At 63.5% G+C, this 14315-nt stretch carries 15 protein-coding genes; 2 read left to right on the plus strand and 13 right to left on the minus strand.

The window, feature by feature from the left end:
- Positions 1-427: 427 nt before the first annotated feature.
- Complete coding sequence (locus tag SZ63_RS04695) at positions 428-1135, plus strand: DUF1614 domain-containing protein (RefSeq protein WP_048181919.1); 708 nt, start codon at positions 428-430, stop codon at positions 1133-1135.
- Between the two features lie 246 nt (positions 1136-1381).
- On the opposite strand, the gene SZ63_RS04700 is transcribed toward SZ63_RS04695, so the two are convergent.
- The 11 genes from SZ63_RS04700 to SZ63_RS04750 form a co-directional block, all read right to left on the minus strand.
- Positions 1382-1609: a hypothetical protein gene (locus SZ63_RS04700; RefSeq protein ID WP_156168363.1), complete on the minus strand. Its 228-nt coding sequence runs from the start codon at positions 1607-1609 to the stop codon at positions 1382-1384.
- A 147-nt stretch (positions 1610-1756) separates the two neighbouring features.
- Complete coding sequence (asnB, locus tag SZ63_RS04705; RefSeq protein WP_048181925.1) at positions 1757-3568, minus strand: asparagine synthase (glutamine-hydrolyzing); 1812 nt, start codon at positions 3566-3568, stop codon at positions 1757-1759.
- Positions 3569-3589: 21 nt separating this feature from the next.
- On the minus strand, positions 3590-4036 hold the full coding sequence (locus tag SZ63_RS04710) for a carboxymuconolactone decarboxylase family protein (protein WP_048181928.1): 447 nt from the start codon (positions 4034-4036) through the stop codon (positions 3590-3592).
- Positions 4037-4041: 5 nt separating this feature from the next.
- On the minus strand, positions 4042-4983 hold the full coding sequence (locus SZ63_RS04715; protein ID WP_082122651.1) for a methanogenesis marker 7 protein: 942 nt from the start codon (positions 4981-4983) through the stop codon (positions 4042-4044).
- Complete coding sequence (locus tag SZ63_RS04720; RefSeq protein WP_048181931.1) at positions 4980-5564, minus strand: methanogenesis marker 17 protein; 585 nt, start codon at positions 5562-5564, stop codon at positions 4980-4982. The genes SZ63_RS04715 and SZ63_RS04720 overlap by 4 nt, the downstream gene beginning before the upstream one ends.
- Complete coding sequence (locus tag SZ63_RS04725) at positions 5565-6803, minus strand: methanogenesis marker 15 protein (RefSeq protein ID WP_048181935.1); 1239 nt, start codon at positions 6801-6803, stop codon at positions 5565-5567.
- On the minus strand, positions 6800-7255 hold the full coding sequence (locus SZ63_RS04730; RefSeq protein ID WP_048181938.1) for a methanogenesis marker 5 protein: 456 nt from the start codon (positions 7253-7255) through the stop codon (positions 6800-6802). The genes SZ63_RS04725 and SZ63_RS04730 overlap by 4 nt, the downstream gene beginning before the upstream one ends.
- A 5-nt stretch (positions 7256-7260) precedes the next feature.
- Positions 7261-7722 carry a methanogenesis marker 6 protein gene (locus tag SZ63_RS04735; protein WP_048181941.1) on the minus strand — a complete coding sequence of 154 codons (462 nt, stop codon included), beginning with the start codon at positions 7720-7722 and terminating at the stop codon, positions 7261-7263.
- Complete coding sequence (gene mmp3, locus SZ63_RS04740) at positions 7722-9248, minus strand: methyl-coenzyme M reductase-associated protein Mmp3 (protein ID WP_048181944.1); 1527 nt, start codon at positions 9246-9248, stop codon at positions 7722-7724. The genes SZ63_RS04735 and mmp3 overlap by 1 nt, the downstream gene beginning before the upstream one ends.
- A gap of 10 nt (positions 9249-9258) precedes the next feature.
- A complete protein-coding gene (atwA, locus tag SZ63_RS04745) occupies positions 9259-10872 on the minus strand; it encodes a methyl coenzyme M reductase system, component A2 (RefSeq protein WP_048181949.1) in 1614 nt (537 codons plus the stop codon).
- A 47-nt stretch (positions 10873-10919) separates the two neighbouring features.
- A complete protein-coding gene (locus SZ63_RS04750) occupies positions 10920-11762 on the minus strand; it encodes an HAD family hydrolase (protein ID WP_048181951.1) in 843 nt (280 codons plus the stop codon).
- Between the two features lie 54 nt (positions 11763-11816).
- On the opposite strand from SZ63_RS04750, the gene SZ63_RS04755 reads away from it, so the two are divergent.
- Positions 11817-12746, plus strand: a complete 930-nt coding sequence (locus tag SZ63_RS04755; protein ID WP_048181954.1) for a ribose 1,5-bisphosphate isomerase — start codon at positions 11817-11819, stop codon at positions 12744-12746.
- On the opposite strand, the gene SZ63_RS04760 is transcribed toward SZ63_RS04755, so the two are convergent.
- Positions 12697-13563 (minus strand): winged helix-turn-helix transcriptional regulator, encoded by an 867-nt coding sequence (locus SZ63_RS04760; RefSeq protein WP_241481245.1) that lies wholly within the window; start codon positions 13561-13563, stop codon positions 12697-12699. The two genes, SZ63_RS04755 and SZ63_RS04760, sit on opposite strands and share 50 nt — an antisense overlap.
- A gap of 31 nt (positions 13564-13594) precedes the next feature.
- Entirely contained in the window at positions 13595-14086 is a 492-nt protein-coding gene (locus tag SZ63_RS04765) for a hypothetical protein (RefSeq protein WP_048181957.1), read from the minus strand.
- Between the last annotated feature and the right edge of the window lie 229 nt (positions 14087-14315).

Below are 14315 nucleotides of genomic sequence, written 5' to 3' on the forward strand. Positions count from 1 at the left end.
CCGGTCGGCGAGAACGGAGTTGTTCCCGGCCGCTCGCCATCCCCGAAGCGTGCACCGGATTCGCGGAAACCTCCATGAGCGACGGCTCCCGGGGGTTGTTTTCCGGTGTCCGTTATCCGATTCGAGGAAGAAATTATTGGATTAACACTATTTTTGATTACCCATATATGAAGATATCTATTTACAAAGGGATATAAAATGCGCAATTAGAGATTTCTGTTTTCTATTGTTACCCCCTTTTACGTTATCATCGGTGATATTCATCCTTCATCAGACGGGGGATACGGGCCAGGTTGGGCGGCGCCGACCCGCCCGAAAGACCGTCAGGTCGAAGCCGTACGGGGACCGCCCCCCGAAGCACTCCCGATACCTCGCCGGGGACGACCCGTGACTATTTATGGCATGAACCCCCCGGTATATCCGGCCTATGGAGACCGAGCTGTCCACGATCGCGATTCTACCGGTTCCCTTCAGCCCGGATCAGATCCTCGTTGCGTTCGCGGTTCTCATACCGGCCCTGGTTATATTCAACCTGCTCCTCATCAGCGAGGGGGTCTTCGAATCGATCGGGCTCCGGTTCTATCAGGCGGTGCTGGTGACCGTTGGGGCGCTGCTCGGGAGCCTGATCGACATCCCGCTTCTCCCGATAGGGGAGGACGTCATCGCGGTCAACGTGGGCGGGGCCGTCATCCCCTTCTTCGTAACGCTCGAGATGATCGGGCGGGGCCGGGTCTCGCGGTTGAAGTCCCTCGCCGCCATCGTTATGGTATCGCTCGTCGCCTACGCCTTTGCAACGCCCGTCCCCGGCCTCGGGATCACGATGCCGTTCTACGTCGCGCCCCTCGCGGGTGCCGTAGCGGGGCTCCTTCTCGCCCGCGGCTGCCGTGCCGCCCCCGGGCTCGCCTACGCCGGCGGGACCATGGGCACCCTGCTCGGCGCCGACATCCTCAACCTCGCGAATCCCGAGGTGTTTTCAGCGCTCGTCGGAGGCGGGTCGACCGTCCTCTCCATCGGGGGTGCGGGGATCTTCGACGGCATCTTCGTCACCGGTGTCCTCTCCGTCCTGCTCGCGGTGTATGCGGGGAGGAGTCTTCGGGAGAAGGGGGGCGTCTGCCCGCAGGAGGGAGGGGAGTGAGGGGCACGGGGGATACTCGTAATGCACTTCCTTTCGGAAACCCCCACTCCACCCGCGCCTTCGGCGCTCCTCATTCGCACCTGCGGTGCTCAAACTCCTGCTGTTCCAGCAGTCGTTCCCCGCCCCGGAGGCAGGGGCAGTCATGGCGATATGCGACGTTCTGATAGGAACGGAGCACGAGCACCGCCAGGTGCGTAGCCGGTGGAAAGCCGTATCCGGGGAAGCAAGTCAGGGAACCGCCCTTCTTCAGCATGTTCCCATGCAGTGGACCGTGGGGACATCGCCATCGGGGGTGGGGCCGACGGGGAGTGCGATGTTCCGATAGGAACGGAGCTCGAGCACCCGAAGGGTGCGGAGTGCGAGCGAAGCGAGCTTGAGCACCGATAGGTGCGAGGGGGAGCATCCCCCCTCCCCTGTCTCTATCGTGCAAAACTCCTCCTGAAACCCCCGCCCGCGCTGAAAGGAAGCAATCATCACACTATCCTCTGGGCAGCCGTGTACGCCTCTTCTCCAGAATCCCCCCATGCTTCCGGCACAAGACCACCACCAGCGGACACTACGTGTTCTGTAAACAGCGGAAGAGATTGCAGGAGACGCTTACGAAAAAGTTGGTAGAGGAAACTACGCATCAAACTGCCGCAGCCACATCTCCGCGCAGGCTATCCGCCAGAACTCGGTAGAATAAGGACTTTTTCCATCGAGGAACTCCCGGTAGTTCCGGAGCACCGACTCCGCGTCCCAGTAGGGCCGCTCTGCGAATTCGGGCGCCGAGAAGAGTTCGAGGATACGCGGTGCAAGTTCGCCCTTCATCCAGACCTCTTCGGGGGTGACGAAACCCATCTTGTCCGTCCTGCACCGGACGGCATCCGGGACCAGACCCCGGATTGCCCGCCGGAGGACATACTTCGTGACGCCGCCGCGGATCTTCTGGTCGAGCGGGAGGGATGCGAGGTACTCCACGAGCCGGTAGTCGAGGAACGGAACCCGGGCCTCGATCGAGAAGGCCATCGAGTTCCTGTCCTCCCAGTGCAACAGGAGGGGGAGGTTCGAGGCCGTGATCTCCCGTTTCAGCACCTCGTCAAGCGATCCCGCATACCGGAGGACCTCCGGCGGAGAACCCCGGAGAAGTTCCCGCCGCTCCGACCGGACCCGGGATTGAGCAGCCGCCCACGAGAAGAACGACCGGTGCAGCCTTGCACTCGCGGCTCCCTCCCGGAGAGCGGCGAGGATCTCCCGCCGCCGCAGGAGCCCGCGGATGTAGGGCGCCTGGTAGGCGATGTAGCCGGCGAGCTGCTCGTCGGCGCCCTGCCCGTCGAGGACCACCTTCACCTCGTCCTGTGCGAGGCGCATCACGCAGTACTGGGCATATATCGAGAGGGACGCGAACGGCTCGTCCTGCATGTAGAGCAGCCTCTCGATATCCTCCCAGAGCCCGTCCGTGCCCGGCGTCGTCCGGCGGTTCGCGACACCCGTCGCTGCGACCACCGTATCGATATACCGGCTCTCGTCGAATCTCGGATCGTCGAAACAGACCGAGAACGTCTTCTGCCGCTCACCGACGCTCTCCGGGCTCTCCTCCCGCAGGAGAACGTTGATCAGGGCGGCGACCGTCGAGGAGTCGATGCCGCCCGAGAGGCAGGTTCCGACCGGGACGTCGCTCCGGAGCCGGAGCCGGACGGCATCGGTCAGGAGGTCTCTCGCCCTCCTTGCGGCGGTTCCGTCGTCAGTGCCGGCCTCTCGCGAGGCGGGGTTCATCGCAAAATCCCAGTAGCGTTCCGGCTCCCCGACGTCCTCCTCCGAGACGACGACCGCGTGAGCCGGCGGGACCTGGAAGACGCCGTCGTACATCGTCTCGGCGGTGTGGTCCGCGACCCCCCAGGCAAGGAAGGTCAGGAGCATCCGGTCGTTTGGTCGCCGGCCGACCAGCGGATGCACCCGGAGCGCCTTGATCTCCGAGGCGAAGAGGAACGACCCCCCGGCCACGGCGTAATAGAACGGCTTGACGCCCAGGCGGTCGCGGGCGCAGAAGAGTTCTCGCCGGCGCCCGTCCCAGAGGGCAAACGCCCACATGCCGTTGAACCGGGCGAGGCAGTCCCTCCCCCACTCCTCGTAGGCGTGCAGGATCACCTCCGTATCCGTTGCGGAAGCGAAACGGTGTCCGAGGGCGGCAAGTTCCTCACGGAGTTCGCGGTAGTTGTAGATCTCGCCGTTGAAGACGACCTGAAGCGACCCGTCCTCGTTTCCCATCGGCTGGCGGCCTTCGTCGGAGAGGTCGATGATCGCGAGGCGGCGGTGGGCGAGGCCGACCGGCCCGGAGAAGAAACTCCCCTCGCCGTCGGGCCCGCGATGAGCCAGGCGCTGTGCCATCGCCCCGACGAGGGCCGCGTCCGCCTCCTCCCCGTTCAGGGCAAACTGCCCGGCAATACCGCACATACTCCGGAGACCAGAAACAGGTTATTTGTCCGAACAGGTCTTATCCAGGCCCGTTCCGTTGATGTCGCAGGAGGGACAGGGGGCCGAGCCGTTCACCACCCGGTACGCATCCGCGAGCACGGCGGAGTTCGCGAGCATCCCCGCGATCAGGATCACCTCGAGGATCTCGGCCCGGGTTGCGCCCTTCGCCATCGCAGACTGCATGTGGTACTCCACGCAGTGACTGCACTTGAGCGCGGCGCCCACCGCGAGGCTGATGAGCTCGATCGTCTTCGGCTCGAGCTGGCTGGTCTCGACGACGGCACCCTTGTAGAGGAGGTGCGAGATGAGGATCTCGGGGCGTTCCGCCATCCGCTCAAAGATCAGCGGAACCCTGCCGTACTCGCTCTCGATCTCCCGGAGGAGATCCTCCGCGAAGACGTCCGACCCCCGTTCCACGATCCTCGTGAGTACCTTCTCGAAGTCCATCGCAACTACACCAGTATCCTCGTTTCCGAGAAAGGTTTAATCCGGATCAATATGTAGTTGCGCATCCGTGACGGCGTGACGTCGGCGATATCACCGACCGTCACCCCTTCGGCGACCTCAAGCGACCGCACGTCATCGGCGTACGAATCGTAGGGGAGTTTCACCCGGAGCCCCTCCATCTGGGCGGTCACCGGCGTCGGGTGCGTCAGCAGGCTGACCTCGTGGATCTGCTCTTCGATGATCGCCATCAGGCGGGGCGGAAAGACGGAGAGCGGGTCTTTCGCGAGAGCATCCCGTCGCGCATCCAGGACGCGGGAGACCTCGTCCACCAGTTCGTCGAGTTTTCCGAGTTCCTCGGGGCGCTTGAACCGGTGCATGATCCTGCCGACTCCCCCCACGTATCCTTCGGCGGGCGGGTCGATCGCCCGTATCAGGGTCTCGCGGTCGGGCGCGCCGGTCACCACGATCGGCACACGGATCTCCCGGCGAATCGCCGGAAACTTCTGCCGGATGCACTCCTCGAAGTTGCCGAGCACGTAGACGGCGAGATCGTGCTCGTTGATGACGTCACGCTCCTCGTCGTTCAAGTTTGCAATCCGTTTCCCGAATCCTCTCGCAAGCCCGACCATATTGGTCTTCGCGCCCGACCGCCTGAGGTACTCGGCGATATCGCAGGAGATGTGGGGAAGATGATGGATCTCGAGACTCGGGCTCACGACGGCGATCTCCGTCCCGACGAGGGGCGCCTCGATCACCTCGCCGGCGAGCGGTTTTGCGATCCGGCGTATCATCTCGATATCGTCACGCGGCACGAACGACTGGAGCACGACATCCTGGGCCATGACGTGCTTCTGGACGATGTAGCCCCCGAGGTCGTCGATCAGATCCATGATCTCGTCGTGCCGGTAGACGCCTCCCTTGTAGGTCACCGGCACCAGTGTCGTCACAGCGTCACCCCCATCTTCTCAAAGAGCGGCACGACCGCCGTCTCCACGATATCGGTCGGCAGGGTATCCTCGCTCGCCACGTAGTAAAACTTCCCATCCCGGATGTACTGGCGGCGGACCTTGAACCCCTCGGGGGCGATGTACTGGAGCGCGTAGATGATGTCCTTATAAAGGGTCTCGCTCGGATCGGCTACCACCAGCTGGTCGAGATCGTCCTCCCCGGCCACTCCCGCCGGGAGGACGACGGTGAACCGGTCGGGCTGATCGACGTTCTCCTTGCCGTAGATCGTCCAGAGTTTCTGGAGAAGCGGCGCAAGGTAGGTTTCGTCGCCGATATCGAGGACGATCTCGTTCTCGCCGCGGTTGACGTTGGCAAAGTCGGCGATGCGGATCGCGCGCGGCATATGGCGCAGGAGCCCGGCGGCGACGAAGATCGGCACCTTCGGGTCGACGTAAATGTGCAGCCGGTCGACCACCTTGATGAGATCGAGGTCCTGGAGGACGTCGGCTGCGACCCGCTCGTAGGCCACTCTCCCGACCTCGTCCGGGGACTCGACCACGAAGTAGTTCAACGGGGGCATCTACTCTCCCTTGATGAATCCGGACGCGAGCAGGGCGGACCCGACCGCGCCGATGTACTGCGAATGGGGCGGGACGACGATCTCGGTCTGCAGGAGCTGGCCCATCGCGTAGACCAGACCCTCGATCAGCGAGGTGCCGCCGACCATGATCACCGGCTCCTTGATGTCGATCTCCTGCAGCTGCTGCTCAAAGACCTGTTCCGCAACGCTGTGACAGGCCGCGGCCGCGACGTCCTCGCGCGAGGACCCGGCGGCGAGCGCGTTCACCAGGCTCTGCGTCCCGAAGACGATGCAGTAACTGTTCATCGGGACGTTCGCGCCCATGCCCTTCATGGCGAGGGGGCCGAGCTCGGTGATGTCCACGCCGAGCCGCTTTGCGGTCATCTCCAGGAACCGGCCGCTCGCCCCGGCGCAGATCCCGCCCATCGTGAAGGTTCCGGGGATGCCGTCGATGACGCTGATCGCTTTGTTGTCCATCCCGCCGATATCGATGACGGTCGCGGAGCCCCGCTGGTGGTCGGCGAGGTAGACGGCGCCCTTGGAGTTCACCGTCAGTTCTTCCTGGATGAGATCCGCCCCGAGATGCTTGCCGATCAGGAACCTGCCGTATCCGGTGGTGCCGATCGCCTGGATATCCTCGCGCGAGAGTCCGGCCATCTCGAGCGCGTCCGCGACGGCGCTCTCGGCGCTCTTGATCACCTCGGTCGTCGGGTGCCACCCGGTGCCGACGATCTCGTTCTCCTTCATCACGACGGCCTTCGTCGTGCTCGATCCCGAGTCGACGCCCATCGTGATCCCGGTCTGCTCCTCACGGGCAAGGAGCGCTCTCCGGCGGGCGATGGTGGTCAGGGCCTCCATCCGGGTGAGGAGGGTTCCCGCGGTCGTCCGCTCGGTGAAGGAGTAACTCACCACCGGCAGCCGGGAGTTCTCGTGGATGTAGCGCCGGAGTTCGTTCCGGACGATCGCCGCCTCGGCGCACCTGAAGCAGGTGCCGATGAAGACCCCGTCGGCATCCACCTTCCCCTCCACGAGGGCCATCGCCCGGGCGATCATCAGTTTCAGGTCGGCGCTCCGGACGTCGAGGCCGAACGCGTCGACCCCCCGCTCGACATCGGCGAGCGCGATGTCGGGGAAGAAGACTTCCGCATCCACGGACCCGGCGGCCTCGTAGATCTCTTTCTGGACGCCGCTGTATTCCGGCCCGCAGGAGAGCTGGGCGATCCGCACCTTCCGGCTCATGCTTCGCCCTCCTCCTTTGGAAGACCGTCGAGGAACTTCCTGACGGCGGCGACGAACTGTATCCCCTCCTCTTCGTCAGAAGGATACTTCAGTTCCAGGATAGGTATGCCGCTCTGGCGGAGAGTGAAGAGGATCAACTCGTCGGTGCGGGCGCAGCCCATACACCCGAACGCAAGGTCGGCGTCCGTGACGATGATCGCCGCCTCGGCCTCCTCGATGAGGGGGCCGTAGATCGCCATCCGCCCCCGAACACCGGACGGCACCTCGACGGCCGCGTACTTCAGGCCGCGTTTGGGCTCTTCGGGAGTGATCTGCAGGGGCGGGGAGTCTACCCCGGCGGTCTGTATCCTCTCCCGGATACCGAGGGCTGCACCGAGCGGCTTATGGCCGAACCGGGCCACCAGGTCGGAGAGGATGAGGCTCGTTGCAGGGTAGATAAACACCTTTGCCATTGTATTCAGGACTCCTCTGTCTCTATCAGTTCTTGCAGTCGCTTGATATCGAGTTTCGGTTTCGTTTCGAGTGCGGGCGGTGCCGGTTCCGCCTTGTCTCCTTCACGCCGGTCGAGCTCCTCGAGCCCGCGGGTGATGTAGCGCAGGATACGGAACTCCCGTTCGTGGCCGAGGTAGCCCGGCCTCGCTCCGCCGAGATTCGCCCGGCAGCGTCTCGGGTCACCGGGAGGAAAACCCCGGTCCTTGACGAAGATGTGGGTCGGGTCGAACGCGCGGATCACTTCGATGAGGCGGTCAACGGGCTCCGGTTCGCCCGTCACCTGCAGCCCGAAGCACGTCTCCTTGATGAGGACGCCCTCGGAGGCCTCGTAGGCCCTGAGCGCGAGCTCCCCGGGGGTCATGGACGGGGACTCGACGAAGACGTATTTGGTCACCGTGCCCACGTACTCGGGAATATATTCGGCCATCACTTCACCTCCTTTACGTATACCGTGGCTCCTTCGCGCATCCCGGCAAGGTTGCCCGCATCGAGCACCTTCCCGATGACGTTCGTGCCCGTGAGCGGCTCGGACGTCGGGCCGAACTCGGCGTTCGGTGTCGTACGGAGCCCGACCATGCCCGCACCGCGCCGGGAGTCGTTCGTCATCGCAAGGGTGTAGGCCGGCACCTCGCCCCCGGGAGTGTTCTCCGGGATGATCCCGACGCCTTTGCCGATCTTCGGCTTGAAGAGGAAGACGTCCTCGAAGATGAAGACGAGCGGCATCTTCCCGACGCTGTGGTGCTTGAGCCCGGTCACTTCGCGGAATATCGTGACCGACCGGGGCGCGGCCGCCTCGTCGAGGGTGATGCTGACGACGTGGTCGGCAGGCACCGTCTCGACCCGGGCCTCGCCGCCGGCCAGCACTTCGAGCGTCGTTGCCGGGATCTGGCTTACCACGACGCGATCGCCCTCGGCCGCGTCGGCGGTGAGGGCGACCCCACGCCGGGCGGCGACCGCTTCCGCATCGGCGAGCGAAAGACCGACGAGATCGAACTGCTCCGGTTCCGCACGGATGGCGAGGAGGTCGCCCTCACCGGCAAACCTGACGAGTTCGATGCCGTGGACGACCCGTCCTACGACGGTGTGCGCCGGGCTCGCCGAGACGCCCTGGGTGTAGATGTAGATTCCCCCGGAGGATTTTCCGGAGGTCCTGACCGTGACGGTGCCCTCAAGCCTCGGACCGGAGAACTCCGCCGGAACCCGTGTCGGAACCAGGTGCGTGTCGGCGACATAGGTGCTGCTCGAGCGGTCCACCCTGAATCTGCCGCCCTGCACGGAGAGAAGGAAGTGCTCGACGCTCCGGGCGGTTCCGGTATCGATCCCGTCTTCCCCGAAGCCCTGCACTTCCGCTTCCACGTAGGAGACGACCTGCATCCCGTCTTCGAGCGGGAAGTCGGAGTCGCGGGTGACGACGACGTTCGAGCGGTCGACACGCCGGAATACCCGCTCGACCCCGGTGATTTGATCGCCGTCGGCGAGCCGGTCGAGCAGTCCGCGGCCGGTGACGATTTTGCCGATGACGCCGCCGTCGGCCGGGGCGCCGTAGTCGGCGGTATGCCCCATGCGTGCGAAGATCAGGTAGGACCTGGAGGGATCATAGCCCCCGCACCCGAGGATCACGTCGCCGCGCTCGTACCGGCCCGGATGGCGTGCCGGGCGGACGTCGGACTCGAACGGCCCGAAGGCGACTGCGTAACGATCCTGCCAGTGCAGGCGGAGCTGTTCTGCAACCTCCGGTCGAAGGAGACGGGAAACCGCCGCGGTCTTCGCCACCTCGACGACCAGGTCACCCGCCGGAGCGGCGAACCGGACCTCCTGCGACTCGGCTTCATCTTCAACGAGCGCCGGGCGGATGACGGCGACACTGAACCGCTCATCCCATGCGGGGAGGAGATCCCCGAGCCGGGAACCTTCCGGAACCAAAACGCGTTTGCCGTCCAGGTGGATCTCCATTACGTGCACCTCAGGGGGCTCCGCCGGCCCCCATCACCGTTCGTTCGTCCTCGGTGAGATGAGCGAGCACCTCCTCCGTCGGTCCCATCTGGATGATCTTGCCTCCCCGCATGAGGGCGACACGGTCACAGATATCTCTCACAAATTCCATATCGTGCGAAACCACGATAAATGTCTCGTCCATCTCTTCGCGGGCGTGGAGGATCGAGTGCTTCACATCGATCTTCGTGATCGGGTCCATGGTGCCGGTCGGTTCGTCGAGAACAACGAGCAGCGGCTCGCGGATGAGCACCTGGGCGAGCGCCACCCGGTGCTTCTCGCCTTCGGAGAGCTGGCCCGGATAGCGGTCCAGGATCTCCTTGCTCTTCTCGGGCGTGAACCCGGCCATCCCGAGCGTGATGATCGCCTTCCTCATCGCGAGTTCCTTGGGGAACTCGAGACCGATGGCGTCGGTGAGGTTGTCGAGCACCGTCCGGTGCGGGTAGAGATCGTACTCCTGGTGGAGAAGCCCGATGTAGCCCTTCGCCCGACCGCGGTTCTCGATGCCGGGTTTCGTCATGTCGATCCAGTCGTCGCCGATCCGGATGTTCATCTCGCCGCTGGTGGGCTCGAGGATCCCGGATATGATCCGGGAGAGGGTCGTCTTGCCCGCCCCACTCTTGCCGATGATCCCGAAGATCTCTTTCTCGCCGACCTCGAACGAGACGGTGTTGACTGCCCGGACGACGCCCCGGTCGACCGAGAGGTAGCGCTTCACCACGTCACGGGCGACCAGGATCTTCTCGCCGACCGCCCCGGCCTCGTGCTGCTCGACGTCGCTGTAGTTCTCCATGAACCGGCCGATGACTTCCTCGGGGGCGCCGATCCCTTTGATCTCACCGTTTTCCAGGAGGATTGCCCGATCGGCCACGTCCTTGATGACGTTTGAGAAGTGGGACGTGACGACCATTCCCATGTCGTTCGCCTGGGCGCTCTCGATGAGCATCCGGTGGACGAGCGTGGCGGTCTCCGGATCGAGCGTCCCGGTCGGTTCGTCCGCATAGAGCATGAACGGGTTCTTCGCAAGCTGCCGGGCGAGCACCACCCGCTGCTTCTCGCCGCCGGACAGGTCGCGGGCGATGTGCATCATCCGGTGGGAGAGCCTGACCTGGTCGATGAGGTCGGCGGCCCTGCTGACGGCCTTCTCGCTCGGGTAGCCGACATCGTCGAGCGCACGCAGGACGTTCTCGATCACCCGGTCGTCACCGTAGAGTGCGAACGTCCGCTGGAACATGATGGCGGTTCTCCGCATGATCCGCCGTTTCATCGTCGCGTTTTCCTCGGCCCAGAGATCGATATCCGCCGGTTCGAGCCTGCCCCCGCAGACAGGACACGGCTTTTCCGCTTCGCTCGGGACACCGATGTACTCGCATTTGCCGCAGGTGACGACGTGATAGATGACTGCACCCCGTGTCGGAGGCTGGTCGACACCACGCATAAGGTGCATGAGAACGGTCTTGCCGGCGCCGCTTCTGCCGATAATGCCGACGGTCTCTCCCTCCGCCACCTCGAAATTGATATTTTTAAGCACGGTAGTCCCGTTGAACTCCATGCAGAGATCCTTCACCGTAATAAGTGGGGTCATCTTGAGATCCTCGTTAAACTAATCTTCTTCTGGTATCATATTAGGGTTTATATTGTTGCACTTTTCCCGGTCGCCGCGGTATCCGTGAGGAGTTCTGCCACGATACCGGGCACCTCGCTGACGTTGTGGATCACCCGATCCACGCTCGCATAAAGGACGGGCGGTTTCCGATCCGACTGCTGTTCGGTGAGCACCGCGAGGTCCGCCTTCCGGAAGGCGTTCAGGTCGTTGATGGCATCTCCAACCATAACAACGTTATCGTACTGCTCTTTGAGATCCTCCACGATCCGTGCTTTCATCGAGGGGGTTGCGACACCGTAGACCCTTTCCCGCGGGATTCCGAGATAATCGCCCATCCGTTCGAGTTTTGCGACGCGATCGCCGGATGCTATGTATGCGGGAACACCCATCCGGTGCAGTTCGCTGATGGCCTCTTTTGCACCCTCAAACGGCCTCCCGCCGGTCGTCACCGTGAACTCGATGCCGGGGATCTCCATGTTCAGGATCACGCCGCTGTTCATGGTGACGATCGACTCTTTCTTGCAGCAGCTCCAGACCTGCCGGATACATGCCTGCAGGTCGCCGATGCGGGCATGTTCGTCGTTGTAGAGGAGGTTCCCGACCTCTTCGGCGGGGATGACCCGGCGGGAACAGGCCACGCCGAACCCGATCGACTGCTCCAGGAAGAACTCGGAGAGGCACTGATCCTCCGGCGCCTCCATGACGTCCCGGGAATGGAGGTGGAGAACGACGAGCACCCGGGCGTCCGAACCGAAGGTGATGGTCGTGGTCTCGACCTCGGTCAGCATCTCGTCGTGGAGGATGTCGCGTGCTACCCGGTAAGTCCGCAGAAGTGTGCCTGCACTATCAAAAACAACGGCTACCGACATATTCTCACGTCAATAAGTCTATGTAGTCTCTTGTCCTCTCTTCAATGAGGACGTATGGTATTGAGTGAGACGGCAGCAAGCATAAAGAGTATGGAGATCCGGGGCGCCGGCAGGATCGCCCGGGCGGCGGTGGAAGCACTGGCCGATTATGCCGCAAATCTCGACGCATCGGACCCCGATACATTCAAGCAGGAGATGAGGAAGGCGGCCGATATCCTCACCGAAACCCGGCCGACCGCCGTCTCGCTTCCGAACGCTGTGCGCTCCGTGATGCGGGCTCTGGACTCGTTCGATTCGGTGGAAGCCGCACGGGACGCGGTTCTTGCCCGGGCTGCGGAGTTCGTCGAGCACTCGGAGCACGCGGTCGAACGGATAGCGGCAATCGGGGCACGCCACATCTCCGACGGCGACGTCCTCCTGACCCACTGCAACTCCGAGGCGGCGCTCGGGTGCATCCTGGAGGCCCACCGGCAGGGGAAGGATATCGAGGTCTACGCGACGGAAGTCCGGCCCCGCGGCCAGGGGCTCATCACCATCAGGACGTTGAACGACGCCGGGATCCGCACAAACTATATCGTCGACTCGGCGGTCCGCTACTTCATCAACGACGTCGACCTGGTCGTCGTCGGCGCCGACGCAATAGCGGTGAACGGCGCGGTGGTGAACAAGATCGGGACCGCCCAGATTGCGCACGCCGCACACGAGGCGCGGACGAACGTCATCGTGGCGGCCGAGACCTACAAGTTCGCCCCGAGGACGATCCTCGGTGAACTGATCGAGATCGAGGAGCGGGATACGGCCGAGGTGCTCCCCCGGGAGGTGGCGGAGAAACTACCCTTCGTCCGGGTCAGGAACCCAACCTTCGACGTGACGCCCGCGGAGTACGTCGACCTGATCGTCACCGAGCAGGGGGCGATCCCGCCGGGGCTGGCGTTCACGGTGATCCGGGACTACCTGGGGTGGAAGATCGAGGAGTTGCGGTAGGGCCCGGATCGCCTACCGGGGGGGAGTCGGCACGATTTTCGGCACCCGTTCCGTTCCAGGGAAGGAGGGGCACCGTGCCGTCTGCCGTCCCCTCGCAACCCCCGGAAGGCACCAGTGCCTCGCCGGTGAGCGTGTAGCACACTGTCTGGCCATCGCGATTCGCTTCAACGAGCCCATCTGCGGCGAGCCGTCGCAGGTGCCAGGCAGCCGTGGAGCGCGAGATGCCGACAATATCGGCAATCTCCGACTGCGTGATGCCGGATTTTTCAAGGAGAAGGGCAAAAATCTGCCGACGCGTGCCGTTCTGGAGGTGCAGGCATACGACCTTCTCGGCCGTATCATAGTCGCCGTTCCGAAAACAGCCCACCCTGCCGTCTCGATACAGGGCACTGACCAGACCGGCCTCCCGGAGACGAGAGAGGTGGTAACGGGTGGTTCCCCTGTTGATCCCGGTGATACGGGCGATCTCCGCGGGCGCGATCCCCGGGTGATCCCGGATGCAGGCGTAGATCCGGGACCGTTTCTTGTTGTCCAGGGGGCAGCGTGAGGTCCGGTAGCCGAGGTACGCCGTGACGCCGGTAGAATAGACGAATTCGAAGGGCATCGCGAGGAGCGGGCAGTGGAGGAGAAGGAGAATGGTGAGCAACTCCATCGGCGGGTAGGACCAGAGCGGCATGAAGAACTCGTCGTCGACGTTTATCCCATCAGTGGGGAGTTCAGCGGGACCTGGCTCGACGATGATCTTTGCCGTCGCAGGACTCCAGAGGAGGAGCAGGGCCAGGGACAGGACAATGAACAGGTCAGCCGCTCTGTGCACGGTCCGGCCCCCTACAGTGCCTCTACATCCATCAGTAGTAATAGATAACATTCAGCGTATACTCCGTTCCCTCCTCCGGAACGTCTTCCCCGAAGATCAGGAACTTCCACATGCCGGACGGCAGGGAATCGGACCCTGAGAGGGCGAGAGAGATCTTCTCGTCCATCCTTCCGTCGACACCGTCACGGTACGGGCCGAGCACGCCGCTGCCCGGCGGGGTTATGGTCAGGGCAAGAGAATCGGTTCCGGGATGCTGGTGGCCGCTCCAGTCAAGGTTGACCACAATGGTTCTCACGCCCGACGGCACCGACTTCCAGACAGTCTGATACTCGCCCGGGTGTATCGTGCCGCCGACCGACCGGATGAGTTCCACCCTGTCGCTCACATCGTCGGCGGGCGCTACCGCAATCCCGCCGGCGGTCGTGCAGGGCAGGGCTGCAGCGCCGGAGACTAGGAGGGAGGTGAGCAGTGCGGCAACAAGGATTCTTTCAACAACCTGTGCACTGCACTTCGTTGCATTCATGATACCACTATGCTCTATGTCCAGATTCCTGACCTTAAATGTTCTGTGTCGAGCGTCGAATCGTCAGCGGGAAGTCCGCATCACCGTTTTCATCGAATAAGCCTCTGATACCTGCAATACGGACGGCATGGAGACTTTCCAGTGGAAGTTATCCCCTGGCGCAATCCTGGAGGCCAGAACGGCGTTCAGGATCAATAACGGAGAATCTCCCCGGAATGGCAAAACCCGG

It is taken from the genome of Methanoculleus sediminis, assembly GCF_001017125.1.
Lineage (GTDB): Archaea > Halobacteriota > Methanomicrobia > Methanomicrobiales > Methanoculleaceae > Methanoculleus > Methanoculleus sediminis.

Coding starts and splice junctions, on each gene's coding strand:
- atwA (WP_048181949.1), bottom strand. CDS start 10,872: ATGACCCCACTTATTACGGTGAAGGATCTCTGCATGGAGTTCAACGGG.
- SZ63_RS04710 (WP_048181928.1), bottom strand. CDS start 4,036: ATGGACTTCGAGAAGGTACTCACGAGGATCGTGGAACGGGGGTCGGAC.
- asnB (WP_048181925.1), bottom strand. CDS start 3,568: ATGTGCGGTATTGCCGGGCAGTTTGCCCTGAACGGGGAGGAGGCGGAC.
- SZ63_RS04725 (WP_048181935.1), bottom strand. CDS start 6,803: ATGAGCCGGAAGGTGCGGATCGCCCAGCTCTCCTGCGGGCCGGAATAC.
- SZ63_RS04755 (WP_048181954.1), top strand. CDS start 11,817: ATGGTATTGAGTGAGACGGCAGCAAGCATAAAGAGTATGGAGATCCGG.
- mmp3 (WP_048181944.1), bottom strand. CDS start 9,248: ATGGAGATCCACCTGGACGGCAAACGCGTTTTGGTTCCGGAAGGTTCC.
- SZ63_RS04695 (WP_048181919.1), top strand. CDS start 428: ATGGAGACCGAGCTGTCCACGATCGCGATTCTACCGGTTCCCTTCAGC.
- SZ63_RS04765 (WP_048181957.1), bottom strand. CDS start 14,086: ATGAATGCAACGAAGTGCAGTGCACAGGTTGTTGAAAGAATCCTTGTT.
- SZ63_RS04730 (WP_048181938.1), bottom strand. CDS start 7,255: ATGGCAAAGGTGTTTATCTACCCTGCAACGAGCCTCATCCTCTCCGAC.
- SZ63_RS04750 (WP_048181951.1), bottom strand. CDS start 11,762: ATGTCGGTAGCCGTTGTTTTTGATAGTGCAGGCACACTTCTGCGGACT.
- SZ63_RS04700 (WP_156168363.1), bottom strand. CDS start 1,609: ATGATTGCTTCCTTTCAGCGCGGGCGGGGGTTTCAGGAGGAGTTTTGC.
- SZ63_RS04720 (WP_048181931.1), bottom strand. CDS start 5,564: ATGCCCCCGTTGAACTACTTCGTGGTCGAGTCCCCGGACGAGGTCGGG.
- SZ63_RS04735 (WP_048181941.1), bottom strand. CDS start 7,722: ATGGCCGAATATATTCCCGAGTACGTGGGCACGGTGACCAAATACGTC.